Genomic DNA, 25,682 nt, shown 5'->3' with positions numbered 1-25,682 from the left:
GCTCCGTGCCGCAGCACCAACAATTAGATTTCGGTGTACATAAATGCTTCGCGCGACATCGTCCACCAGATCTAGTACAAACAAACCCGTGCACTCACCGAACAGCCTCCAGCACGTCGCCGCAGATTCCCCGCAGAACGTCGCCTGGGACCTCTGGTACCCAGACGCCTACGAAGTCAGTTCTGAGACCGTCAGGGCTTTCGCCCGGGCCACCCGCGATCCTTACGTCGTCTATGCGGGGCGCGGCATCCTCGACCCGAACGCCCCTGTGCCGATCACCCTGCTCGCCGCCCCCATGTTCGACGCCGCAGCAGCCCTCGTCAGCCAACAGATCCCGAACTGCAATCTGTCCCGCATCGTCCATGCCGCACAACAGTTCACCGCTTTGAACACTCTGCGCATCGGCCAGCGCATCAGCATCGGCGCACGTCTGTCCTCACACGTCGTCAAGGCAGGAACGGACATCATCACCATCGACACCACCGCCTACGCCGAGGGCACCCCGCGACTAGCAGCAGTCCTCACCATCGCCCACTCCATGACCGCCGGCCCAGCAGTCGACCTCGACACCATCGCCGACCAGATCATGCTCACAGGAACCGGACCATCAGATAGCAACAGCTACACCGAGTCTCGGTAAAGGTAACCAGAACATTCGCTGTGGCGGGTGGGGATCGTCGCGGGCATCCGTCACTGCTGATGGACGACGTATGTGACACGCCAGCGGGTCGTGCGATTCGGCTGCTCTGCGTCGAGTTCTAGACGTAACGTGACTCTGCAATCAGCCTGCACAGCGTCGTCTCGGCGGATCCGATGCTCGGCGTACTCGCGCACCGTCTGGCGATCCCATCCAGTCGGCGTTGTGACGAAAAGGGTCCTTGCATAAGGCATGTTTCATAATCCATCTCGGATTTCTGAGCATGAATCAGATTGTCTCTAACGTATCAACCGGGCCTTGCCTCTGCTCGGCACACGCGAGCAACCCCGTCCCTCAGGCGGACGCCGATGGAGACAGGCCCACGCCCCGCACCTGGTGCGATCGTTGATCTACCAGCGGCGACCTGCAGAGCGCCGTTGACGCCCCGATATGGTGGGCGCGCTTAATGAGGGTACCGGTTACACTGTGATGTCCGACACGTTGTCGACGCTTCGCCGCGACACCCCTCACTGACTCCGCCTACTGTCGAATTCATCATCCACATTGGCGGATCTGATTGGGGATCGTTATGTCGCGCACGATCACGTTCATCGCGGCCGCAGCTGTAGTACTGACGGTCGGGGCTGGTCCCGTCGCCGTTGCGCACGGTGACCCCGGGGGTGGCGGCTCGGGTTCTCATGACTCGAGCAAACCCGGCGACAACAAAAACAAGGACAAGGATCGCGATCGACCGAATCGTGATCGCGGCTCCGATGGCCCGAAGCCAACGAGCTCCACCAGCGCCACGTCGACCGCCGAACCTTCACCACCGTCGACACAACCGCAGCAACCTTCCACGAGCGCGACCGCGATTCCGGAGTTCCCCGACCCGAACTCCGGCTCCGACGACAACCCCGCCGCCACCGAACCGTCCGGGGATTCCCCGCAACCACCGAACTCCGCGACGCCGACCGCTCCGTCGCCCACGACCTCAACCGTGCAGATCGGCAGCACGGGCGGCACCCCGGACCTGCCGGGCTCAGCCGTCCTCAACGAGACACTGCCCGCCGGTGGTCAGGCGTCTCGATCCCCCTACCACCTGGGAACCGATCGCGTCTTCTCCATTCCCCCCGGCACAGCCGGACCGTTCCCCGGTGGAGACCCACGCACCGCACCACGCACGATCGACCCCAGCGCCAACGCCGGCGCAACCGCAGGTTGGTCCGGGAATCTCATCGTCCCCAACGCACTCGGCAAATCCGGCGGGGCCCTCCCCGGCCCCGGCGGCGGCCGCTCCGAAACGATCCGGATCCCCACCGCCCCCGGTGAACTACGCGTCCCCGGCAAGGGCGGACGCCTCCCCGAGATCGGCGTCGAACGCATGGTCCGCCTCCGCGTAGTCAAAGCAACCCCGATCGGCACACGACCCGTCACCACCACACTCGGCGACACCGAAACCCTCGTCCGATACCAGTTCCAGTACGAGATGCAGACCCAATACGTCGGAACACTCGGCGGTAACCCCACGATCACACCCGGCCCGTCAGACTGGTCCCCTGTCACCACAGACGGCGTCGTCGCACTCGCCCAAGCCGGAGTGCCCCTACCCACTCTGAAATAGAAGCGATGCCGGCGATGAAACCTCTACACAGTCAGCAGGAGCATGACGTGTCGAAGTGTGTGACATCGCAGTTCGACGCGATCGAGTCCGACGATGCTACGAACTCAGCGGAGGTTCACACCGGCGACAAAGTGGCGACCGCATGGTGAGCGTCGCGCAGGCAGCCCTGGCGTCCGCACTACAGCGAGCCTTCGCCGAAGCCGGCGCCCCACCGTCCACCGAAGTCGCGCAGTCGGGTATCGGCATCACCGAGCACCAGATCCATGAATGGCGAGCGGGCACGAGCCTGCCCGCAACCTTCAAGGAACTCGAACCCCTCATCGCCTACCTCCAGGTCGCGGCCGCGGCCACAGCCTGCGCTACCCCGAGGCGGCAGGACTGCCAGAACGTGACCGGATGGCCTAGGACACAGTGGCGCAAGCTGTGGGCAGCCGCGTCAACCGCGGCCGGGGGAACGCTCAACGCCGACTGACTCGGCGGTGAGTGGAGGAACGGGTACTCGCGGAGCCGTGGTCGGCGTTGGACCGGCTCGGGGCGATGATCCGCTCTCCTAGGGGCCACCCGCCACGCCGAGCCGTTATGCGATCGCGAGTACAACCATGGCCCAGACAGACACCGAGTCCGAGTCCGAATCTGTCCCATACCCGCCCGGTCGACTACATCAGCACCGACCGATCCGGCGGCATCAAACGCCTCGCCCCTGACGCATGCCGCCTCGACAAACGCGCGAGAAGTGATAGGACTTGCACGTAATCCTATCTCCCGTTAGGGTGCTAGACCAATTGGTGTACTACGGTGCCTACGTGGCGTCAACTCACCAGAAGGTGGCGAAATGACAAGGCACGGTGTGACTTCAGGAACCTCGCACACGAACCGCCGTAAACCCGGCTGGCGGTGGATCACCATCACGGTTGTCGTCGTGATGGTGACCTCCGGAACGTATGTCGGCAGGCTTCGTCTGAGTGAGATTCCGGATCGAGCTATCGGCCATTCATCGCCTGCGCCCGAAGCAGGTGTGCCGCGGCAGAAGTCGATCGAGTATGTGGTGTCCGGCCCGGCAGGAACATCGGCTCGGGTGTCGTACCTAGGATCGGCGGGCCGTGCTCAGGACGAACTGGTCAGGCTCCCGTGGCGGAAGGTTGTGACCTCGCACGAATTCACGGCCACCGCCGGCGTTCTGGCGCAGACTTCGGGGTCGAACTCAGTCTCGTGCGCGGTTCGGGTGAACGGTGTCGAGCGAGCGTCCGAACGCGGCAGAGGTTCTGAGGGAACCGCTGCGGTCAACTGTGCTGTGCCGGTGGCATAGATGGGGTCATCACGATGAAATCGCCAGCAATTTTGCGACACAATGTTTCCCAGATTGTGAAGGGGATGAGCGACGAGCTCCTTCATCCGGTGCGGCGCGATACTCTGAGGCGCCCCGCTGCTGGTAGGTCACGGTTCGCCAGGTTCTTGTATGCATGTTCTGTGCCTGTGATCGGCTTCTGGTTGGTGCTCGCAGGGGTGATGAACCTGTCTATCCCGCAATTGGAGTCGACGGTCACCAAGCATGCCCAGTCCTTCCTCCCGGACGAGGCGTCCTCTGTACAAGCGCTGGTGAAAATGGGGAAGTACTTTGGGGGCGGCGGGAGCAACAATTTCGTCTACGTCCTGTTGGAGGGTGACCGACCCCTCGGTGACGATGCGCGCGCGTACTACACGGAGCTCCTGAGCAAGCTCACCGCTGACACGAAGCATGTCGGCTCCGCGATGGATCTTTGGTCGAATCCTGAACTGGCACCAGTCGCGGAAAGCCGTGACGGCAAGGTCGCGTACGTCCTAGTCAATCTCACGGGAAACATGGGAACCGCCCTGGCTATGGAGTCGACGCAGACGGCCCGGGACATCATCGCCGCTAGCCCACCCCCGCCTGGGATTACGGCTCATGTCACGGGCCCATCGGCCGTCGTCAATGACGAGATGGTCGCCATCAACGATTCGATGATCCTGCTCATCGTCCTCTGTTCGCTCCTGGTGTCGCTGGTCCTGATACTCGCGTATCGATCGGTGGTGACTGCGCTCGTTCCACTGCTCGGCGTCGGGATTGCGCTCGCGGTTGCACGAGCGGCGATCTCATTGCTTGCCGAACTCGACGTCATACAGGTCTCTATCTTCGCGGCATCACTCTCAGCCGTTGTCGTCCTGGGTGCCGGGACCAACTACGGGATCTTCCTCGTCGGTCGCTATCAGGAATCCCGTCGAAACGGACTAAGCCGGGAGGACGCCTACTACGCTGCGCTCGCAGGGGTTCAACACATTGTCATAGCCTCGGCGCTCACCGTCGCAGGCGCGATGGCGTGCTTGGCCGCCACCCGACTCGCGATGTTCAGCACCTCGGGCCTGCCCTGCACGATCGCCATCCTCGTCACTCTCGCGGCCGCCCTGACGTTGGGGCCTGCCATTCTCGCGATCACAACCCGGCTCGGCTTCGTCGAACCACGTGAAAGTGCATCGCAACGACGCTGGCACAGGATCGCTGCAGTCGTCGCGAGGTGGCCTGGTCCCGTACTCGCCGGGGCACTGGCGATCCTCGCTGTAATGATCGTTCCGCTCGCCTTCTACGCGCCCAGCTACAACGAACGTCGGGCCCAACCGTCCGACTCGCCGGCAAACGTAGGGTTCGCCGCCGCTGACCGCCACCTGCCGCCCAACATAATGGCCCCCAGTGTGCTGATCGTCGAGTCCGACCACGACATGCGCAACTCCGCAGACCTTCTCGCGCTGGCCAACCTCACAGACGCGATTGCGTCGATCGATGGAATCAGCGCGGTCCAGGGAATAACCCGCCCCCTCGGGCAGCCCTTCGACCAGGGCTCTCTCACTAGCCAAGCCGCATACATCACCAATCGATTCACGCAGATGACCACGCTGCTGCGCGACCGGCTCACCGATATCGACACCATCTCCACCAGCATCGATAGCCTCGATGCAGCAATCGACGGTCTCGAAACTGCGCTGCAGAACGGCGCGGCGGGGGCCGACTCCCTTACGAAGGCAACCACCACCCTGGCGACGACGAGCGACTCCGCGCTGGCCAAGGTGGAGGAACTCAGTAAGGCCCTCGCTCCGGCACGGGGACTCATCAGCTCAATCCCCCAGTGTCCCACGCTCGCACCATGCCAGACAGCGCTTACCGGACTGTCAGTGATCGATACACTCCCCCAACTGCGCGAGTCCATCCATTCGCTCGCCAACGGCACTAAGTCTCTCGGAAACGCACTGCCCGGTGCGGCCCGCCAGATCCCCCTTCTCCGCACTGCGATCACGCAAACCCGCCAACTCATCTCACCTCTCCGCACCACGCTCGGCGCGCTCATTCCCCAGACCGGCGAAATCACCTCGTTCGTCAACGAGGTCAGCTCCGCATACGCCGCGGGAAACCCCGGTAGCTCCTTCTTCCTGCCCAGCCAGGCCCTTGAGAGTCCCCTGTTCAAGAGCGGCATGCCGTACTTCTTTTCCGCAGACGGCAAGGCCACTCGCATGGTCGTGACACCTGAGCGCGAAGGTTTCAGCCGCGATGCCATGGACGTGAGCGCACGAGTGATCCCAACAGCACTCACATCCATGAAGAGCACCTCGCTTGCAGGCTCGACTGTCAGCATCGGCGGCCCTGGCGGCACGCTGCTCAACATCGAATCCTTCGCACATGAGGACTTCATCGCCATCATCGTCGCAGCATTCGCCTTCGTGTTCTGCGTCGTTCTCGTACTCCTCCGAAGCCTCATCGCCGCGCTCGCCGTCATCGGAACCGTCGGTCTGTCCTACCTCGCCGCGATGGGGATCGCCGTCTTCCTCTGGCAAGACATCATCGGCAACCCCTTGCACTGGTCCGTGGCCCCCATCGCCTTCACCTTCCTCGTCGCCGTCGGCGCCGACTACAACATGCTCTTGGTCAGCAGACTCCGCGAGGAATACGGCGCGGGGCCGGGCGTCGGCCTCATCCGCGCAATGGTCGGGACCGGGAGCGTCGTGACGCAGGCCGGCCTCACCTTCGGCGCCACCATGTTCGCCATGCTCGCGAGCTACGCGCACAATGTCGCCCAGATCGGCACCACGGTAGGTATCGGCCTCGTCATCGACACCCTCATAGTCCGAACCCTTGTCATGCCTGCCCTAGCACGACTCTCCGGGCGATGGTTCTGGTGGCCGACCAACTTCGTGCATCCAGCTCCAGAGCCCGCCAGACCAAGCGCCACCGCGGGCGATTAACGCCCAGCTCGCCGTCCTGTTGGTCCGCCGACCGATCACAGAGTTCTGGCGGAACGAACAGGTACGGAAGCCTGGTGATAGGTATTGCGCGAACGCCTATCGTTCGTTACGCTCATCCTATACCGATCGGTATACCTGTACCACCAGCGCGTCGGCAATCACCAGTTCACCCATCGAGAACGCGGGAGGTCCCTGTTGTGGATATCAAGCCTGTGCCGGGACTGCACCTGGCTCCGAGGCTGCTCCGGCAGAGGGGGCTGGTGAGCGTCCTTATCGCCGCGGTCGTCGCCGGGGCAGGCGCCTTCGCCCTCGGAGTGTCGGGTTCCACCACGGAGGTGACGCTCCGAGTGTCGCGCGTTGCGCCTGGGATCAAGAGCGGCACATCCGTCGAAGCGTCTGGTTTTCGGGTGGGCAAGGTTCGTGATGTGGTGTCGCTGGAGAGCGGTCAGACCGGCGTTGTCCTGAGTCTGTCGGACAGTCAAGGGTTGACCGACTCGATGAATGTCGAGTTCGGCTCGGGGAGCCTCTTCGGTGTCGCGGCAGTTGTGCTGAGCCCGCGATCAGGTGGCGGCCCACTGCGTGATGGCATGGTGTGGTCGCCGGCCGCAGCGCCGGCCGATAACACGATCGCATCGATCCTCGACCTGGTCGGGGCGGTCAATCAGGAAGCGATTCGTCCGAACGCGGGGCAGTTGCTGGCCAATGCGAATCGGACCGTTGGTGCTGTGCAGCCGTGGTTGACGACGCTCGGATCGCTTGCTGCTGCTGTGTCCGACACGGAGAAGGTTCGTCCGGGCGACACGCTTCCGACGTGGGCCGAACTCCTTCGTACGACAAGCGGACGGCTCCCTTCGCTTCTCGATGCCCTCGACACGATGAACAGCTTCGCGCCCGGCCACGACCGGAACTGGGCCTCGTTGCTCAACGACGCGGTGGATGCGAACGCTGCACCGGGCACAGGCAGCACGATCGGCGCGGTCCGGGCGATTCTCACTCCAGAGGCTGCTCGCAGCCTCGATCAGGCGGCACCGCTGTTGTCAGCGTTGGCGAACCCGATCACAGCTTCACTGGGCGGGCGCAGCGGGCAGGTCGGCATCGATCTTGAAAAGGTACTCCACGCCTTCTATTCGGCGATGCCAACGGTGAGTGGTGCCCCCGTTCTCAATGTGTCCGTCATCGGGCAACCAACCACCTCTGAGTCCGCAGGGGGCAGATGATGGCGGCTGAACGTTCCTCCACTGCGAAGACGGCTTTCAAGGTCGGTGCGTTCGCCATGGTCATGCTTCTGCTGCTGTGGGGCGTCCTGCAGTTGCTTACACGGCCAGTCACAGGCGCCGCAGATTCCTACACGGCGCTCTTCAGTAATGTCTCGGGCCTGCGGGTCGGGGACGATGTGCGGTTGCGTGGAGTGCCGGTGGGGAAGGTACAAGCTATCGCTGTCCGCCAGGATGGCCGGGATGCTGCGGGCGACCCCTCGGCTCCTGTGGCTGAAGTGCGGTTTTCGGCGCTGCGAACGAGTCCACCCACCGACCGATCAGCAATCGCAATCCGCTACCAAAACCTGACTGGCACAAGATTTGTCGACATCACCGAGCAAGGTGGGTCCGCGAACGGCGGAGCCTCCACAAAGGCCTCCCCGCTCGTCGCGGGTGCGACGATAGGCGTCGACCGCACGACAGCCTCCTTCGACATCACGACGATCTTCCATGGCCTTCGGCCGGTACTGAAGACACTCCAACCGGACGAAGTCAATCTCCTTATGCAAAGCGCGCTGACTGTGATTCAAGGCGACGGCAAGGGGATCGGCACATTGCTTCAATCGATCGACCAGCTCAGCACGACAATCAATTCCAAGCAATCGCTCCTCACAGGTCTCATCGCGAATCTCGGAACCCTCGCAGGAACGTTGGGTGGCAATTCGGCGGGTCTGGCGAGCCTGCTTCGGGAGACCGATCAGACCGCAGGGATCCTCGCTGGTTTCGCCTCGGACGTCCGGACATGGTCCGACGAGTCGTCACAGGTCCTGGTACACATCAATCAGCTCCTCAGCTCTGTCGGTCTGACGAAGGACGGCAACCCTGGGATCGTGTCTCTGGCTGACGGCGCGTTGACCACGGCGGGGCAGCTTCTGGACATCGCCTCGATGATTCCCGCGATTTCTGCGCAGTTGGGCGAGCCTGCGGTCACGCCGCGTGGCTGCAGCCGCGGGCGCGCCGCGCTGCCGCCGCTGACATCACTTTTCGTCGCCGGCCAGGAGGTGATCGTATGCAACGCACCGTGAGTGGTCGACGTCGGCTCAGCGGGTGGGGGGCACGTCCCATCCCGTCCGAATCGTCTGACCGTCGTGCTCAGCTCCGGTGGGGTATTGGGGGGACCGCGGTCGCGGTGGTGGCGCTGTTGTTATTCGGATTCGTGTACGTGACACAGCCCGGTACGCGAGAGTTCACGGCTCGATTTCAGGAGGCCCAGACTGTGCAAGAGGGAATCGACGTCCGCGTCGCAGGTATCCCCGTCGGAAAAGTATCGGATGTCCGCATCGATTTCGATCACGTCGAGGTCACATTCCGCGTGAAGAAAGATGTCTTCGTCGGCGACGCGTCGACGATCGACATGCGGATGCTGACCACCGTGGGCGGCTACTACCTCGCGTTGACTCCCCGGGGACGTCAGCCGTTGACGAAGCCGATCAGTGCCGACCGGGTCAGTGTTCCCTACAGCCTGATGGAGACATTCCAAGAGGCGACCCCGAAGGTGTCGGAGTTGAAGGTACAGCCCGCGCGAGAGTCCCTCGCGCAGCTCGACACTGCCCTATCGTCACAGCCGGACACGATCCGCAACACAGTGAGCACTCTGAACGGGATGGTCGAGAACTCCCTGCGGCAGCAGACGCAGATCGGTGATTTCGTCAAAGTCATGAACGAATACTCGACCGTCGCGAACTCCAACGGTGAGGTACTGTTCGCCGCCCTCCGCAAGTTCGGCGTCTTCTTCGCATCGGTCAATCAGAACCTGCGCGGCCACGAATTGTACTTGCAGCAAATCGCTGAGCTGATGCAACGGATCCGTCCAGCGCTGCGACTGTACTTGAACGAGATCGATCCCCTCACGGCACGAATCGACGGGCTCCTCGCTCGTGCCCGCCAGGCGGTTCGAGACTTCGAACCCATGACAACACAAGCGACCGTCGCGATAGAGCGCATCAAGAAGGCGCTCGGCCCCACAGGGACTCTGCATCTGGGCGCTGACGGCCAGGCTCTCCTCGCATCGGATCTCTGCTTTCCCAGCGCGGTGGTGACATGCTGATACGCCGCTTCTTGGCGAGCCGCGGAGCTCTCACCGCCGCAGTGGTCCTCGCTGTCGTCGCAGCAGTCTTCGCGATCACCTCAATTCGGACAGCGACTACCCCCATGCGATCAGGGTGTGCTGAACTACCCGACAGCACAGGCATGTTCACCGGAAACGCAGTGAGCCAATTCGGAGTGCAGATCGGAACCATCGAAGCCATCGAGCCGATCGCCGGAGGGTCCCCTGGGCGCGCCAACAGGGTGCGTATGCGGTTCTCAGTGCAAGCCGACAAGACTTTCCCGGCCGACGTCGGCGCTGTCACCGTCGCAGACTCACTCGTGGCACAGCGCCGGCTGGAGTTGGTGGGCACGCCTCATCAGGGGGGACCTGCCTTCGACTTCCGTTCCTGCATATCGAATTCCAAGACACCAAAAACCGTGACCGAGTCCCTCGACGCACTCTCGGGCGTCGTGGACCAGATCTCCTCGGCCGGCGGGCAAGAGCAGTTCCGCAAGGCAATGCAAGCCCTCCCGCAGCTGCGCCGGTCACTGCACGGCACCGGCCCAGAGACCACTGAACTCACCGAACGTCTTGCCGAACTCATGCGCGACCCTGGACCCGGGATGAGTGACGTGGCAGCGATACTCGACGCCCTCGGGCCAGCCGCCGGCGGACTTGCCACGAACTGGAAGGAAATCGAGCAACTGCTGACCCCGTTCGGGACGAACCTCGAGAACGGACTCGTGAAACTACTGCAGGCGGGCAACGTCTTCGCTCCTGGCCTGACCGACGTCCTGCTCACGCTGCGGTCGGTCATCTCCAAGTACGGCGTCTTCGCCATCCCGGCCCTTCAGCTGGCAGCACCTACCGCCGAAATTGCGGCAAACCAGATGCCGGCGATCGTCTCAGGACTCAAGCTGATCCCTCCGCTGCAGCGGATGTTCACCATCGTCCCCGGCACCGGTGGCGGCACCGCCATCTCCATTGCCTACCAAGCCAAAGAGGTAGACGTTCGAGTGGCCGACCCCCAGCTACTGTGCCGCAAAGTCAACGAACGCTCACCCCGCACATGCAGCGTGCAAGACGGACAGGCACGAGTAGACCCGCTGACCGCTACCCTCGCACTGTCGGGAGCTGAACGATGACCCGTGTCGCACGACGACGCCCGCGCACTACCGTGATCGCACGAGCTGTTTCCACTGTGACCGTTCTGGTGTTGTTGGGTGGTTGCGGCGCTGGTTTCGACCCCTCGTCGATCCCAGCGCCCGGGCGCCCAGGATCGGGAGCCGGCTACCCACTGAAAATCGAGTTCGCGAACGTTCTGAATCTGCCCGGAGGTGCGCGGGTCGTGCTCAACGGCGCACCGGCCGGTCGACTCGAGAAGGTCGAATTGACGCCGGCGAATGCACTCGCGACAGTCACCATCCTCAACGGTGTTCGGATCCCGCGGGCAGGGACGGTAGCTCTCACCCAGGACACCGTGCTGGGCGATGTGTACCTCGCGATCGACGCCCCCGCCGGCGCGGCAGACACATATGACGCCGGTGACACCGTTCCGATGTCGCGGACCAAACCAGCGGCAGTAGTGGAAGACATCATGATCGACTTGGCCAAGTTCCTCGGGGGCGGCTCCCTGATGGACCTGCAAGCGACCTTCTCCACAATCGTCGGTCAATTACCTGACGATCCCGACCGCCTGAGGAAGACCTTCAGCTCAGTCAGTCGCACCGTCAATGATCTTGCTTCCCAGAGTAAGTCGGTCGACGCGATAATCAGCAACCTGTCGTCCATCACCTCCACTGCGGTTGAACACCAGAAGACGATCTCCTCACTGTTCGGGGAACGCGACCGGACCTTCCTCGGGTCGAACCTGGCGGTGATGGCGTACACCGCCAACATCTATACCGAGCTCGGCCAGTTGCTCTCCACGTTCGCGGGTAGCGCGCCCCACCTCGACTCAGCAACGGGATTGATCAACGGAGTCATCAATCCCATTGTGCAGCCGGGCTATCCACGTCACGACCGACCGAGCAACGTCGCAATCCTGGAGAAGCTTCTCCGCGAGAAGATCCTCCCCTTCCTCAGGAGCGGCTCCCGTCTGAACGTGCAATCCGTCTCGTCAGGGCCGAGCGACTCCGAGACAGCAAAACAGATGGTGCGGAACCTGCGAATGATCGGGGCAATCCAATGAAAGCCGGAACACTCAGCGCAATCGCACTAGCGGCGGTCACTGCGACCAGTGCGGCGTACATCGGAGTCGGCGTGCTAGACGCCAACCCGTTAGCCAACAAGTCGACATTGACCATGATACTGCCGACCCGCGGCCAGATCGACGTCGGTTCACCCGTCAACCTCCACGGAATTCGCATCGGATCAGTAAGCAGAGTCCAACGCGAAGGCAACAGAGCGGAACTGACCCTACTCATCGACGGCAAACACCAAATCCCGGCGAACAGCCGAGTCAAGGTCGAGCAACTTTCGGCCGTGGGAGAGCCGTTCATCGATTTCACGCCGGATGTTCTCCAAGGACCGTATTTACCGGACAACGCAACGGTCGCAGCTGAAAAAATCACCGCTCCAATCGAGACCGCTGACGTCTTCAAGCGAATCGGCACACTGACGAATGCGATCGAAAGCAACGACATCGCAGGTCTACTCGAAAGCCTCCGCCAGGCGACAAGCGCCTCCGCGACTGCACTCTCCCGCCTACAGCAGTCCGGTCAACTGTTCCAGCAAGTAGTCGCAAGTCGTCTACCGCAGATCACCGCGATGCTCGCCGCATCTCAACAATACCAAGCCAATTCCGAATGGTTTCCCGGTGCGGCTGACAGCGCACTGAGTGCGCTCACTGACGTCCTCAATCAAGCTAATCTCTACCTCCCTGCGATCGACGGCGTCGTGCACGATGCGGACGTGCCGACGACCAATAGGCAAGTCATCACCCCCTTCATCAACACGATAGGGCACGACGCGAATCGTCTACTCGTGGCACTCGGACCCCTTGCAGCTCCGCTGGCGCCGGCGATCCGCGAACTGACCACGCAAGAACAACGAATCGATCTTGCAGAACTTCTTGCCAACACCGTGCGATCCGTCAACCCGGATGGATCATTTCGAATCAGTCTGAAACGAACCAACTGATCGAATGAATCGCGCACTCTTTCTGAGAGCCCACACGGGAACAAGGCTACGAATGCACAGCCCGATCTCATATCAGCTTGGGAGTGTGCTGCACCTCTCCAGCACGTGATGTTTGGTCGCGCGAAAGAATCTGCATACATTTCGGAGGAACCGCCGTGGAAACCGTCGTTGCTCTTGTCATACTCGCTGCCATCGCTGCAGCAGCAACCCGAGATTCCAACAACTTGAATTTCTACCAGCGGCGGATTCGCCAGGCGACGACCGACCGGGACCACGATGATTACCCCAAGCGGTGCCATCACTGGTCGTTCAGCCGCAGAAGATAGTCGATTTCAGCAACCCTTCGCACCGGATGTTGCGAGACATGCTTGCGGCCGTCTCCTACCGGGATAGATCGCCACATCTGTTGGCCCCGGCGCCATCCCCTTCCGAGTATCGGAGTAGCGAAACCCACTGGCCAGTAGGCCTCATTGACTCCCGCGCACCACAGAGCGGCTGCGGTCCGCACCATGCAGCGGCGAACGGTCGACGTCTCGCGTTCCAAGACAGGATTCGTGAAGCAGACAGCGGCAACGAGGGTCGAGCCGGCAGTATACTCGCGAACGTACTGTCATGACCAGGGAGAATACTGTGGCCTCTGCGCGGGAGAACCTGATCTTCGCAACGATCGATCTCGTGCGCCGTCGCGGAGTGGCTGGTACGGGACTGGCCGAGATCATCAAGGCCAGCGGTCGCTCGCGGCGAACCGTGTACCTCAACTTCCCGGCTGGTAAGGAAGAAATGGTCAGGGAAGCGACGCAATTCGCCGGCGCGGCTACGAGTCGCAGTATCGATGCGCTGATAAGCACCCAGCCCACCGATCAGGTTCTTCGTACCTTGATCGCCGGCTGGACATCGACCCTTGAGCGAAGCCACCACAGGTCGGGATGCCCGGTCCTCGCAGCCGCCCTTGGAAGGCACGACGCCCCCACTGCCTCGGACGCAGCTGGGATCGCATTCGGCGACTGGATCCACCTGGTCACCGACTCATTGACTCGATCCGGTGTGCCCACTGAACCGGCGCGAGACATGGCGACGACGGTCGTTGCAGCGATCGAAGGTGCGATCGCGATGTGCCTGGCTACATCGTCGACGGAACCCCTGAGGAGGGTCGAATCGGCCCTGCTACGGACGATCGCCCAGACATCCGCCGAGTACGTCGACCGAACACCCTAATTCGTCAACGGGCTCAGGCTCGCCTCGGAGGCATGCGGTTGGTCCCGACCGCGACCTCAGCGGCGTGGATCGTTCGGTGACCGACTCACGTCGACAGATCGAGGACCTGATCTCGTCCGCCGCTCGCCAACGAACTCAACCAACGCGGCAGCATCAGTTCGATGCGGGGCCGACCAACCGGCCCGACCTAGGCGGCGCGGTCCTTCAACGAGGCACCACGGCCAACCAGTCGCTCAACAGGAATTCCGACACCACACGGCGACCCCGCTCGTGACAGCACCTGAGAAGCGACAAAATCCCGGGCCACGATCTCTTCTGAGTTCGCGACCTCGGGTGCCGCAGTTCACGGAACTCCGCACCGCTCGAAGGCCTTCTGTGGAGTCGGCCGTGCGAGTGGCATCTCTAGAGCCGTCGCCGCGAACTCCGCTACCGCATCCGCGGCGCGCGGACCTGACCTCCGTGTGAGAGGTTCTCCCAACACCTTCCCTGCGGATGCCCTGTTGGCGTAGTCCCTTACTTGAACTATAGTTCAAGTCACTAGTCGGGCGGCGAAAGGTCTCAACGTGGGCGAAGTTGCGATTATTGGATTCGGGGACATGGGCGCTGAGATGGCCCCGCATCTTCGCGATGCGGGCCATGCGGTGACGGTGTTCGATACTGCTCCGGTTCGGAGGGAAGCGGCAGCTACGGCCGGCTTCACCGTCGCGGAATCGGCGGCAGCGGCTGCACGCGGCGCTCAGACGATCTTCGGTCTCGTTATGTCACAAGATATCCCGGCCGCATTCCTTTCTGCAGAGGGGGTGCTGGTCGGGGCCGCCCCAGGGGCGGTCCTGGTCCTGTGTTCGACGACGACGCCAGAGCTGGCCCGCCAAGTCGCTACTGCGGCTCCCGAACGTGTGGCCGTCGTGGATGCTCCAATCGTCGGTGGAGTCCGGTACGCCCGGGAGCGAGCGATCACCTTCCTGGTCGGGACCACCGAGTACGTTTTCGATCGTTTGGCTCCGCTGCTCGAGGTGGTCGGCAAGCCCGTGCATGTGGGCGATTTCGGAGCGGGAGTGGACTACAAGTTGATCACCAATGTCGCCGTCATGGCGGCGGAGGCCGGTCTGCGCGAGGCACTCGACCTCGCTGACGTCCTCGGCCGTGACTACGAGACCGCTCTGAGCTTGATGACCAAGGGGCCCATGAGGGCGATCGTGGAGAGGGCGCTCGACGAGTCCAACCCACGTCCCCTGCGACGCTCCGCGGAGGACGACGACACGCTGCTCTCGGCGGTGGCCGATGCGGACGAGATCCTTCCGATCACCACTGCGGGAAGCAAACGACTATGGGACGCGGTAACCGTCGTAGCGGACTTCGAGCCGAACTTCGTCGACCTGACCCGAAAGACCACCTCGCGGAAAGCGTTTCGCGCCACCGAATCGAACTGAGGACCGAGACCATGACCGGAAAGATTGCGCCCGAGCCGATCCGAGATCCCGCGGCCGACCATCTGCTGACGCCGCAGAACTGCGCAGTCGTCTTCATCGACTATCAAGAGGGTCAGTACGCAACAACGGGCTCGGCGAGCCGCGCCGAGATCGATCTCGGTGCCGTGACTCTCGCGAAGCTGGCGAGCGCATACGCGATTCCGACGGTCCTGACCACCGTCGCGGTGGAAATGGGCGTCAACAAGCCCACCGTCGAGGTGCTCACCCGCGAGTTGCCCGGCGTTGCGGAGATCGATCGCACCGGGGTGAACTCCTGGGAGGACGTCGATTTCCGCGCCGCGATCGAGGCGACCGGCCGCAAGAAGATCGTCATGGCCGGTCTGTGGACCGAGGTATGCCTCGCGTTCCCCACCCTGGACATGCTTCGGGAGGGGTACGAGATCTACCCGGTGATCGACGCAGTCGGCGGGGTGTCGGAGGTGACACATCGAACCGCTATCGAGCGGATGGTTCAGGCGGGCGCTCAGCCGATCACCTCGCTGTCCTTCGGATGCGAGCTGATGCGCAACTGGGCCCGGGCGGACGCCGATCTCTACCGTACGGTCATCAACGACTACTTCCGTCGCAAACGTGACCTGGGGCAGGCGACTGGCGAACTGTTCCACCACTGATCGGACGCCCAGCTCATGCAATCACCGATCCCGCCGGCAGCGCGTTCAGTGGTGCGCTCGAATCGGGTCCTCGGACCCGACACCAGCGCAGTCCGCAACATAGAGTTGCAGGACGGGATCCGCTTCGCCGGTGCTGAGCGAGTAGTCCGAGAGGCCGTCGAGTCCAGCGGCACCGAGCCACGGGCGGCATCCGATCTGACGCCTGTGCAGTCCTTCGATGGCGGGGCTCGCCGAGTACTCCTGGAAGCGGTGCGGCGCCTCGCGCTCGACGAGCGCGAGGTGTATCCCCTGGCCCCTGAGCGAACGATCGCCAATCTCTGCCCTAGAGATGGCGGAAAAGTTGCTGTGGTGCGCTCAGCAGAAGACTTCGGCGTGTGAGGCCCGCGTTGGCTTCGAGTCGCTCGCCTATTCTAGGTCGCTATGGACCAAACCGAGGGGGGAGGCCGCCCGGCGCGCAGCCCCCGGGGGGAGCGAAGACGCACCCAGATCATCGAGGCGGCCCTCGCGGTCGTCTATCGCGACGGGGCGTCCGGGGTGACGCATCGCGCGGTCGCTCAGGAAGCTGGGATCGCGGTCGGTCTGAGCGTCTACTATTTCGCTTCGCTCGACGATCTGCTGGTGGCAGCGCTCTCCGCCGTGGCTGACGAGTACGCCGACCGGATCGAGGCGATCCTGAACGGGCCGGATGACAACCTTCGCGGGCTGGCCGAGCTCATTGTCGAATGCGCCGGTGAGGGTAGGGAACGCGCGCTGGCCGAACGCGAACTGTGCACGCTGTCCGTGCGCCGACCGGCTCTACTCCCGGTGGCCGGACGATGGCGTCAGAACGTGGAGCGTCTCGCCGCGACGGTGACGACCGATCCCGACGCGATCGTCGCGCTGACGGCGACCGCTGACGGCCTGTCGACCGCAGTGCTGCTCGGAACCGTGCCGCCCGACGTCGAGCGGGTCCACCGGATTCTTCTTCGCGCGGTGGGCTGACCGATCACAGTGAATTGACCAGGCGGAAACAGTGGCAAGAACACCGTGCGGCGACACACATGGCGAGCTACACCGGTCTCAACCAGATGGCGATCATGCACCGTGCCGTCACATCACTCAGATATGAAAGACCCGAGGCCATGAGCTCTGGTGAGTTCGCGACCTCGGGTCCAGCAGTTCGTGGAACTGCTCGTGTGTGAGCGGTTCGCGATCACAGGTCACTGGTCGTGTGTGGTCGCGATCTCCACAGAATTGTCCGCGAATCTCCACAGAATTTGCAGCGCGCGCGACGTGCATCGCGCGCGGGCGCGCTGGGGCTGTGTGCCTCAAGGACTGGCGCTCGATGACGAGATGTAGCCGGTTGTCGGCTAGTGACTGGTGCGTGTCTCAGCCGCGATGCTGTCAAGCGGCTTGGTTGACGTGCGATTCTCCACAGAAATTAGTGGACTGAGATACGAAAAAGTGGCCGGCCCAGGATGCTGGGCCGGCCACGGTTCGTGGTTGGTTACGTTCGAGCGGGGGTCATCGTCGGTGGGTAGCCAAGGTCTGCTTCAAGGTGCTTCAGTCGTCGGCGGATCGATCCGCCGCGCGGTCGGCGTTCCTCGTGCGCCCGTTGCGTAGCCAGGTTCGTGACCGCGACGGCCATCGCCAGACTGATCGCGAGCATGGGCTGCCGTCGTGGTCCGACCGTCAAGTCCGCGAGGCCCGTCACGGTCCTGGATTTGAGGACGCTGAACTGTCGCTCCGTCAGTGACCGTGCTGCTTCGTAGTAGAGCATGTGCTCCCAAGAACCCGGGGTGTACCCGAACTGACCCATGCGCACCTGATCTGGCGTCAGACCGATTGTGATCGTGCCCTTTTCGCAGCATGCGTACTGTTGCGGGGTCCATGTCGGCTCGAGCGTCGGGAGGTCCCCTGACAGCGACATGGTGGCGGGCCTGAGCGGGCACCGCACCCTTTCGAACGCTGCAGGACACACCACACGGATCTTCACCGTGTCGGCGGCGGCCTGGCGGTCCGGGTCTTTTGGACCGCGTTGCACGCTTCCGTGCACTGGCCTTGAGTTCCGCCCCATTAGCAGCGGGAGGATCCGCTGTAGTCTGCGGTCGTGATCGGCGAAGCCTGCGGGGCTGGCTTTCAGGAGCTCACGGGCCGGTGGGACCGTTATCGTCGACGCGATCTTCACAGCCGCTGGGCAGTACAGGTCTCCCGCGACCATCACGGGGCCTGGCTGTTGCTCGCCGAGCTTCGCCGGTGCAGACGCGTGAACGGTGCCCCACTTCTGGGGATATCGGCCGACGTAAGCGTACTGCTGGCGGATCATCGCGTCGGCGAATCCCTTTTTCGAGTTGTATCCCATGTCGACGGTGAGATAGGGCCACCGCGCTCGGGAGACCGCACTGCGCGCCGTCAGGTTGCTCTCACGAGCCCGTCCCAGTGCGCGCAACACGGCACCGGGATCGCCGGATGTCGGTGCGTGAACGTCGATGCCGATGATCACGGGCGCAACTGAGTTCAGCCGATGGGGCTCGCCGATTCTCGTCAGTGCGGTCAGGCCGATCCCGATGCCGCTCTTACGGAGCGCCTTCTTACTATCGCCTGCTCCGAGATTGTGCTTGTGGTCGCGCCCGTACGGGCGGCTTCCGGGTGCCGCTCCGCGCCGGCGATCCGGTGCCACTCCTAGGCCATAGGTATGTCGGGCGAGGTCGTAGATCGATTCGTCGACGACGAGGTCGCCGACACACCCGGTCGGAGCTAACTCCCATACCGATCCCTTGACGATGTCGTTGATCACCTCGCTGAGCAAGTCACGGGATCGCTGCGACGCCTCCCGGTCAGCTTCGCGGCGGCTGTCAATGATGCGCTGGTTCTCAGCATTGGTGATCCGGCGAGCGGGCAGATCACGATCGGGATCAATCGGTTCGAGACGGCGACTGACCCACGCGTGGAACTTCGCGTACTCCGCACTTGAGTCAGTCCGCACAACGGACAAGTCCTGCCCACCCATCCCAACTGTTGCCAGCTGGTCGACCGTGAAGTCGGTGAGCATCTGAAGGATCCCCGCAATGGTCGGCGGACGTTTAAGGCTCACGCACAGCAGAGCAGCGGTGAGAAACCCTCGGATCGAGTACCGGATGCCGGTCGCGCGGCGCCCACCGACGCCTGCCCACTCCCGGTAGATGTTCTCAAGGCGCTCATCTGCACCCGAGCGGTTGATCACGTCGATCGCCTCGTCGAACAGGTCACTCGACACTGTCAGCGTGGGCCGGATCCTCGTGATCAACTCGCCCGCCCCTCGGGTTCGAGCGCCACCATTGTGGCGCGGATTCCGTAGGTAGGGAACTGTTTTCGGTAGTGTCGCATCGCGTCGAAGTCGTTGATGTCCGAGAGCTGAACCAGCAGACACGCAGGCACGGTCAGCGCCAGATCGAAGATCCATCGTTCCCTGGCAGCCAAGATGTCGATAGGTCGCTGTCCTCTCATCTTCAGCATCTCGTTGAGACGATTGCCCATGTTGCGTTCTGGGTTCCCACATCCGGGTACGAGCATGCTCCCGTCGCCGACCTCAGCGGCCCGCTGCAAGATCCGGCGAGACCTATCGACATCGGCGACCGGGACATGGCGGACACCGCCTGCACGGTTCGGCAGCGTGACCACTGCGTACTCGCGACCTTGGTACTTTGTTGCTGCGACCGACGTTCCACGAACGCGCAGCAACTCACCCTGCCGGATACCTGCCCCAAGTGCGAGGTCGAGGCTGACGTACGCGCGGCGGCCCGGCTCTCCGGGCAGGGAGGCCGCGGTGCTGTACCAGTCGGCGATGATCGCGTCCGTGGCGGGCTTCTTCGCCCGCTTCTGGGGCAGACTGTCGGCTGCGCGGGAGATCGGGTACTCCCGAGGATGCACGAGCCGGCCCAACGCGTACAGCACCACACGTGTCTGACGGGCACCATCCCCGCGGCCCGTTGCGGCGAGGTGATTGATGTACCCGTCGACCACCGACCTTCGGAACACCTCGGACACATCGATGGGCAACGCCGGCTCCAGATAGCCCGCGATCAACCTCAGCACATGCCCCACCGCGCTCCGATCCGTCTGATCAGAGCGCCCCGGAATCTGACACTGCAACGCCGCACCTATCCACGCCGCCGGCTCCCGCAGCTCCGGTCTGCCCACAGTCGTCGTGCGCTGACACAACCGCTCGAACCGCTCCTCCTCACCTGCAGGAACCCACTCCCGAGGATCACCGACGAACCTGCCAAGCAACCGAGGCCCAACGACGGAACCTGAAACGGCTGCTACGTTCGCAGGCTCGAACTCTGGAATTGGCAACGACAGCTGTGGCGAGATCTGCGCCGAGCTCTGACTGCGGTAGCGAACCATCAGGCCACCACCTCACCGACACACCGAACGTCACACTTGACACCCACACGCAGGTACGCTGAAATAGACACAGTCCTCCTCCTGAGGAATATACGAGCAAGTAAGTACGGTCGAAATGGCCGCTCCGAAGGCCCCCGGTTCCCGCCAGGGGGCCTTCGGCGTATAGCGCCAACGGCGCATTCATAGTTGTTTAGTTACTGGTCAGATTCCTCCACTCCATTCTGATCAACGGACGTTCCATCAATCGACTTGCTACGCGCAGCACAGGCTGACACCGTCCAGACAGGCCCGTGCTCGCTACGTGCCGACCGTCGAAGCCCACTGAGGCTTGGCCGATCGTTCCCGGGGCCATCTCCGCATACCCCTCATGTCGCTTCCAGGCCAGCCTTGATCAGACGTTCTCCTACCGCTGTGACTGTTGATCGCTCATTTTCCGCGAGCCGGTAGAGCTGGTCCGCGACGACACGCGAAAGCCTCAACTCGACACGCACGACGTCGCCGCGCTCGAGATCTCGCTTCTTCGCCACGGCGCCTCCGACCTTGTTGAGATCACCCGGCAGACACCGGGCAGATCAACTGGCTATGTCAAGTTGATCTGGCCCCGGTAGGGCGGTTTCATTCGGCCCCACCTGAGTGGGGCCCTGAGCCGCTAGAGTCCGGGGTGTGGATGGGCGGCCGCGGGTGCGCAGTGTGGTTGCGCCGACTGGTTGGGATCGCGAGTCGGTGCGTGCGTATGCCGAGTTCGTGATCGCGCGTGATGATCAGCTCGGTGATCAGGTATCGGTCCGGGTGAAGATTAAAGACGGGGAGCCACTGCCGAACCTGACGACCCGGTGGACCGTGGTTTATGTCACTCACCAGAACCGGGCCTTGCGCCGGCATCTGTCGGTAGTCAAGGACGAACGCCGCGCTTAGCCCGCGGTAGCTGCTGCTTCGGTGTGAGCCAGGCGGTAGCTGTGAGTGCCGGTTTCGATGATGGTGCCGCGGTAGGTGAGCCGGTCGACGATCGCGGCGCAGAGTCGTGGGTCGGTGAAGGTGTCTGTCCAGCCGGAGAAGGACTGGTTGGAAGCGATCGCGACGCTGTTCTTCTCTTCGCGTTCGGTGAGGACTTGGAAGAGCAGTTCGGCGCCGCGGCGATCGAGTTCCATGTAGCCGAGCTCGTCGATGATGAGCAGGTCAACGCGGCCGTAGCGGTTGATGGTCTTCGCGAGCTGCTTCTCGTCAGCGGCCTCGACCAGCTCGTTCACTAGTTTGGTGGCGAGGGTGTAGCGGACTCTAAAGCCTTGCTCGGCGGCAGCGGTTCCCAATCCGATCAGCAGATGGGATTTGCCGGTTCCGGAGTCGCCGATGAGGCAGAGCGGCAGTCCGTGGCGGATCCAGTCGCCGGTGGCGAGCTGGTGGATGGTGGCGGGTTCGATGTCGGGGTTGGCGTCGAAGTCGAAGTCCGCCAGCCACTTCTCCCGCGGGAACCCCGCGGCTTTGACGCGGCGAACAGTGGAGCGGCGGTCCCGGTCGTCGACTTCGGCGAGCAGGAGTTCGGCGAGGAACCCCTGGTAGGACAATTGCTGCTTGGCGGCGGCGGTGAGGTGCTGGTCGATCATCGACCGCACTGTCGGCAGGCGTAGGCGCCGGCAGGCCTGGTCAACGGCGGCGAGGGCGGCTTCTTCGGTGAGGCCGCCCCGGCGGCGCAACGACGGGGCCAGCGCATTCGTCTGGTTCTTATTGGCGGTTGCGGTCATAGCCGGGTGGGCCTTTCAATCGGTGGTGGGTCCAGCGACTCAATCGGTGGTGGGTCCAGCGACGCAGGTAGCGCGTCGGAGGCAGTGCGTCGCCGGTGCTGCGGGAGCAGGCGGTCGTAGGCCGTAACGCTGGGCAGCGGTCGCCGGTCGGGTGGCAGGCCGGCGATCACCGCCGCGGGGTCTGCGAGCCGTCGTTGGGTGAGGCTGACAACTCGTTGCTCGCGTCGTTCGGCATGGCGATCGAGATGACGGCCAGCGTTGGCCCCACCTGTCTGGTCGGCAGCGACCGAGGCGTGCGCGAGCAGGCGGGCTTCGGCGCGGCGAGCCTCAACGGCGACGACCTCGGCGCTCACCGCCCCGACCCGCAATGCAGCATCGATGCCGGCGATCACCGCCGCGGCGGGCAGGCTGCGGTGCAGCAGCAGGACGTCGATCAGCTCGCTGGTGCCGTCGGTGTCGCCGTTGACTCGTCGGGCGGCGGCCCAGAACGCATCATGGCTGGCGGTGAACACCCCGGCAGCGCGGGCCTGCGCCAACGCCGTTGATCCCGGCAGGGCACCGGGTTTGAACTTGAGCACCTCGAGGTAGTGGTCGAGGTCGATCTTCGCGGTGCCGCGGCCGGCGACCCGTGGATGCCGCGCGACCAGGGTCCGGCCGTCGTAGACCAGCAGCTGGGAGGCTTGTAGTGAGACGCGGACTCGGCGGCCGATCAGGTGCGCCGGCACCGAATACTTCACCATCCGAACGGTGATCATCGCCGACCGATCGACCCGTGGTGTGAGGATCAGGCCCGGGTCGAAATCCTCCACCGGCAGCGGCGCGAGCGCTGCTCGGTCGTGCTCGTAGTCCTGGCCGATGGTGCGCAGTCGTCCGTCGATCCGGCGGCCCTCGTCGCGGTCCTCCCAGGCTTTGATCTGCTCGTTGAGCTCATCGAGGGACTCGACCTGCGGCATTGGGGTCAGCCGGTTGCGGCGGAACCATCCGACCTCGCCTTCAACGCCGCCCTTCTCGTGCGCCCCGGCGATGCCGGGCTGGCAGTAGAACGGATCGAATCCGTAGTGCGAGTGAAACAACGTCCACCGCGGGTTCTCCTGTCGCCGCCGGTCTCCGCCCTGCAGGACCGCGACCACCGCCGAGGTGAGATTGTCGTAGCGGATATGCCGGGTCGGGACCCCGCCGAGCTCGCGGAACGCCTCGACGTGCCCTTCGAGGAACGCTTCCTGCCCGCCGGTCGGATAGACCCGGTGAATGGCCTTGCCCGAGTGCGAGAGCCGGTAGACGAACATGTGGCACTTGGTCTTCACCCCGCCCAGGATCACCCAGACCTCGCCGAAGTCGACCTCCGCCTCCGCGCCCGGGGCGTGGTCCTGGGCGATGAACACCTCCGTCCGGCGGCCGGCCTCCACCTCGATCTGCGCCCGCCGGACCCGCACGTAGTCCCGCACCGTCGAATACGACAACTCGACCGCATCGTGCTCGATCGCCAGGCGTTCCCGGATCCGCGTCGCGGTGTGCCGCTGCTTACGCGGAGCATCCAGATCCGACCGCAACATCTCATCAATCGCCGCCTTGAACCGGTCCAACCGCGGCGACGACCGCTCCGGCGTCTTCCGCGGCGGCGGCTCCGCCGATGACAACGCCTGCCGCACCGTCCTCCGGTGCACGCCATGCTTGCGAGCCAACGCCCGGATACTCATGCCCTCGACCCGGGCGTCCCGCCGGATCTGCGCGAACAGCTCCACCTTCGATCCCATCATTGGCCACCACCTGCTTCGGCTCGGAAACGATGTTCACGAGCAACCATCAGGTGGGGCCAGATCAAACCGTCGCAACACCACCCGGCGAGTCGCAAACGGGGCCAGGTCTAGCCGTCGAGCCGGGGCCTCTTCAAGCTGTCATAGCCAAGCCCCTCCCGCGGCGATGCCAGGCGGAGCTGGGCCACGACATTCGAACATATACGTTAGAGTGTTCGATGAGGCCCCGGTCTGGCACGGAGGGAAGCCGCAGACTGGCCGGGGTCTCTACTATATTTCGAGCACGTCACAGCAGTTGTGGCACGGAGACGGCGTCAGGTCGTAGAATCGCTATCGTGTTCGATTCACGGGTATGGCGAGAGAAGGCCGTGCCCGTGCCGTGCCGGGTTTCGATCAGCAAGGCACTCCCCCACCTCGCCCGCGGCTCGACCCGCGCCGACAAGCTCCCGCTGTGGTTACGCGCCGACGGCGTGCGCCTCGAGGACGAGATGGACGCCGAGCTGCTTCGGTGGGCACGACTCAATTCTCTGCACTAGTCAAGAGCCCACCCCCAGGCCTGGTCACGGTCGCCGCGTAGGGGCCGCCCTTGGAGGGGCGTACGGGGGCGCAGCGCAACGAGCCATGCACGGAGTGCGACCCCTATGCCTCTGCAGGCGATACTTAAGGCCTTTCTAGGCAGACAGTAAATTCCGCACGGGATGGATGTTTGACGGCGAGCCGCCACAAACTGGTCCTACGCATTGCGCTGGGGTGGGGAGCTTCACCGCGGATCACTACGGCGGGCTCGGCGCCGCTGCCGCGTGGATTTACAGCCAGCTCCCTGACACCCGCACCATGCCTGGTTCGCGCGTAAGTGTTAGCTCGACTTCACAATGCAGATCGTGAACTTTCGAACAGGATGCGCGATTCCCTTATTTTTGCAACCGGAAGTCGAGGTGACGCCAACGAGTATCCCCTCAGGTCGGTACCCTGCTCCCTGCAGATCTCCACACCTCCCGCTTCGGGACGGATTTCTTTCCACATCGACGCACCCTTTAGCGGTCCAGTTGTAGTCGAGGCACGCAGTCCACTGTTGGTTTGACTTTCCTGAAAAATAGCGCCAGTCTGCATCAGCGACGCATTCTTTTGGCGTGCCCACAACCTGGACAACTTTAAAGGCGGCAGTGACCTCGTCGCAAGCTGTACGAACGTACCGAGCGGTTGTAGGGTCACCTTCAAGCCTGCCGCAGCTGGATAGTTCTGGTGCTCCATCAATAGATCGTGAAGGTGCACTCAGCTGCCCAGGAATTTCCGCCAGATTCGCCTCGCGGTCCTGTGGACCATTATCGCACCCCGCAAGCGCCATCGCTACCACTCCGATCGCGGGAAGGAGCGCCTTTGCTGCGTTATTCATACACATTCACCCCGGCAGGAATGTCGACCTTATTATCCTCGGAGGGTACGAGGCAGCCAGTAGCCTTCTCCAGGTCACCGGCGAACACTGTTGGCGTCGCCTTGAGTCGATCTATGTCAACCTGCGACAAGCTGCTTGAGACTCCCACGTACACCTGAATCGGACCATTTGAATTCTTCGCGC

At 63.4% G+C, this 25,682-nt stretch carries 23 protein-coding genes; 17 read left to right on the top strand and 6 right to left on the bottom strand.

Going from position 1 to position 25,682, the window contains the following annotated elements; all coding sequences use genetic code 11:
* The first annotated feature begins 88 nt into the window (after nt 1–88).
* The 15 genes from HNP44_RS05455 to HNP44_RS05385 all read left to right on the top strand — a co-directional run bounded on the left by HNP44_RS05455 (nt 89) and on the right by HNP44_RS05385 (nt 17,229).
* The gene (locus HNP44_RS05455) at nt 89–640 is read left to right on the top strand and encodes a MaoC family dehydratase N-terminal domain-containing protein (RefSeq protein WP_259142225.1); all 552 of its coding nucleotides are present in this window, start codon (nt 89–91) and stop codon (nt 638–640) included.
* A gap of 586 nt (nt 641–1,226) precedes the next feature.
* Nucleotides 1,227–2,258, top strand: a complete 1,032-nt coding sequence (locus tag HNP44_RS05450; RefSeq protein ID WP_259142226.1) for a hypothetical protein — start codon at nt 1,227–1,229, stop codon at nt 2,256–2,258.
* Nucleotides 2,259–2,400: 142 nt separating this feature from the next.
* A complete protein-coding gene (locus tag HNP44_RS05445; protein WP_259142227.1) occupies nt 2,401–2,730 on the top strand; it encodes a hypothetical protein in 330 nt (109 codons plus the stop codon).
* A gap of 360 nt (nt 2,731–3,090) precedes the next feature.
* Nucleotides 3,091–3,564 (top strand): MmpS family protein, encoded by a 474-nt coding sequence (locus HNP44_RS05440; protein WP_259142228.1) that lies wholly within the window; start codon nt 3,091–3,093, stop codon nt 3,562–3,564.
* Nucleotides 3,565–3,629: 65 nt separating this feature from the next.
* A complete protein-coding gene (locus HNP44_RS05435) occupies nt 3,630–6,506 on the top strand; it encodes an MMPL/RND family transporter (protein ID WP_259142229.1) in 2,877 nt (958 codons plus the stop codon).
* 260 nt (nt 6,507–6,766) lie between these two features.
* Nucleotides 6,767–7,723: an MlaD family protein gene (locus HNP44_RS05430; RefSeq protein WP_259142230.1), complete on the top strand. Its 957-nt coding sequence runs from the start codon at nt 6,767–6,769 to the stop codon at nt 7,721–7,723.
* Nucleotides 7,723–8,787: an MCE family protein gene (locus HNP44_RS05425; RefSeq protein WP_259142231.1), complete on the top strand. Its 1,065-nt coding sequence runs from the start codon at nt 7,723–7,725 to the stop codon at nt 8,785–8,787. Before HNP44_RS05430 ends, HNP44_RS05425 begins: the two co-directional genes overlap by 1 nt.
* On the top strand, nt 8,772–9,809 hold the full coding sequence (locus HNP44_RS05420; RefSeq protein ID WP_259142233.1) for an MlaD family protein: 1,038 nt from the start codon (nt 8,772–8,774) through the stop codon (nt 9,807–9,809). Before HNP44_RS05425 ends, HNP44_RS05420 begins: the two co-directional genes overlap by 16 nt.
* 143 nt (nt 9,810–9,952) lie before the next feature.
* Nucleotides 9,953–10,936 carry a hypothetical protein gene (locus HNP44_RS05415; protein ID WP_259142234.1) on the top strand — a complete coding sequence of 328 codons (984 nt, stop codon included), beginning with the start codon at nt 9,953–9,955 and terminating at the stop codon, nt 10,934–10,936.
* A 56-nt stretch (nt 10,937–10,992) separates the two neighbouring features.
* Nucleotides 10,993–11,982, top strand: coding sequence for an MlaD family protein (locus HNP44_RS05410; RefSeq protein ID WP_259142235.1), 990 nt, complete (start codon nt 10,993–10,995; stop codon nt 11,980–11,982).
* A 71-nt stretch (nt 11,983–12,053) separates the two neighbouring features.
* Nucleotides 12,054–12,932 carry an MlaD family protein gene (locus HNP44_RS05405; protein WP_259142236.1) on the top strand — a complete coding sequence of 293 codons (879 nt, stop codon included), beginning with the start codon at nt 12,054–12,056 and terminating at the stop codon, nt 12,930–12,932.
* 612 nt (nt 12,933–13,544) lie between these two features.
* Nucleotides 13,545–14,147, top strand: a complete 603-nt coding sequence (locus HNP44_RS05400; RefSeq protein ID WP_259144820.1) for a TetR/AcrR family transcriptional regulator — start codon at nt 13,545–13,547, stop codon at nt 14,145–14,147.
* Between the two features lie 563 nt (nt 14,148–14,710).
* Entirely contained in the window at nt 14,711–15,577 is an 867-nt protein-coding gene (locus HNP44_RS05395; RefSeq protein ID WP_259144821.1) for an NAD(P)-dependent oxidoreductase, read from the top strand.
* A complete protein-coding gene (locus HNP44_RS05390; RefSeq protein WP_259256836.1) occupies nt 15,475–16,248 on the top strand; it encodes an isochorismatase family protein in 774 nt (257 codons plus the stop codon). Before HNP44_RS05395 ends, HNP44_RS05390 begins: the two co-directional genes overlap by 103 nt.
* 420 nt (nt 16,249–16,668) lie before the next feature.
* Nucleotides 16,669–17,229, top strand: coding sequence for a TetR/AcrR family transcriptional regulator (locus tag HNP44_RS05385; protein ID WP_259144824.1), 561 nt, complete (start codon nt 16,669–16,671; stop codon nt 17,227–17,229).
* Between the two features lie 505 nt (nt 17,230–17,734).
* On the opposite strand, the gene HNP44_RS05380 is transcribed toward HNP44_RS05385, so the two are convergent.
* The 3 genes from HNP44_RS05380 to HNP44_RS05370 all read right to left on the bottom strand — a co-directional run bounded on the left by HNP44_RS05380 (nt 17,735) and on the right by HNP44_RS05370 (nt 21,140).
* A complete protein-coding gene (locus tag HNP44_RS05380) occupies nt 17,735–19,513 on the bottom strand; it encodes a hypothetical protein (protein ID WP_259144825.1) in 1,779 nt (592 codons plus the stop codon).
* Nucleotides 19,510–20,310, bottom strand: coding sequence for a hypothetical protein (locus tag HNP44_RS05375; RefSeq protein WP_259144826.1), 801 nt, complete (start codon nt 20,308–20,310; stop codon nt 19,510–19,512). The genes HNP44_RS05380 and HNP44_RS05375 overlap by 4 nt, the downstream gene beginning before the upstream one ends.
* A gap of 668 nt (nt 20,311–20,978) precedes the next feature.
* Nucleotides 20,979–21,140, bottom strand: a complete 162-nt coding sequence (locus HNP44_RS05370; RefSeq protein WP_259144827.1) for a hypothetical protein — start codon at nt 21,138–21,140, stop codon at nt 20,979–20,981.
* A 136-nt stretch (nt 21,141–21,276) separates the two neighbouring features.
* On the opposite strand from HNP44_RS05370, the gene HNP44_RS05365 reads away from it, so the two are divergent.
* Nucleotides 21,277–21,528 carry a hypothetical protein gene (locus HNP44_RS05365; protein WP_133298647.1) on the top strand — a complete coding sequence of 84 codons (252 nt, stop codon included), beginning with the start codon at nt 21,277–21,279 and terminating at the stop codon, nt 21,526–21,528.
* Here the strand turns inward: HNP44_RS05365 and istB are convergent.
* Nucleotides 21,525–22,352, bottom strand: a complete 828-nt coding sequence (gene istB / locus HNP44_RS05360) for an IS21-like element helper ATPase IstB (RefSeq protein ID WP_068526535.1) — start codon at nt 22,350–22,352, stop codon at nt 21,525–21,527. The genes HNP44_RS05365 and istB overlap by 4 nt on opposite strands.
* The gene (istA, locus tag HNP44_RS05355; protein ID WP_231703188.1) at nt 22,349–24,106 is read right to left on the bottom strand and encodes an IS21 family transposase; all 1,758 of its coding nucleotides are present in this window, start codon (nt 24,104–24,106) and stop codon (nt 22,349–22,351) included. Before istA ends, istB begins: the two co-directional genes overlap by 4 nt.
* 335 nt (nt 24,107–24,441) lie before the next feature.
* Here istA and HNP44_RS05350 point away from each other — a divergent pair, with 335 nt between their 5' ends.
* Nucleotides 24,442–24,642: a hypothetical protein gene (locus tag HNP44_RS05350; protein ID WP_259144910.1), complete on the top strand. Its 201-nt coding sequence runs from the start codon at nt 24,442–24,444 to the stop codon at nt 24,640–24,642.
* A gap of 320 nt (nt 24,643–24,962) precedes the next feature.
* On the opposite strand, the gene HNP44_RS20930 is transcribed toward HNP44_RS05350, so the two are convergent.
* Nucleotides 24,963–25,451 carry an LppU/SCO3897 family protein gene (locus HNP44_RS20930; protein WP_445515061.1) on the bottom strand — a complete coding sequence of 163 codons (489 nt, stop codon included), beginning with the start codon at nt 25,449–25,451 and terminating at the stop codon, nt 24,963–24,965.
* Nucleotides 25,452–25,682: the final 231 nt, after the last annotated feature.

The organism is Tsukamurella ocularis (assembly GCF_024807615.1).
GTDB lineage: Bacteria > Actinomycetota > Actinomycetes > Mycobacteriales > Mycobacteriaceae > Tsukamurella > Tsukamurella ocularis.
Note: the sequence above shows the minus strand (reverse complement) of the source record. Positions and strands in the feature narration are given on the sequence as shown.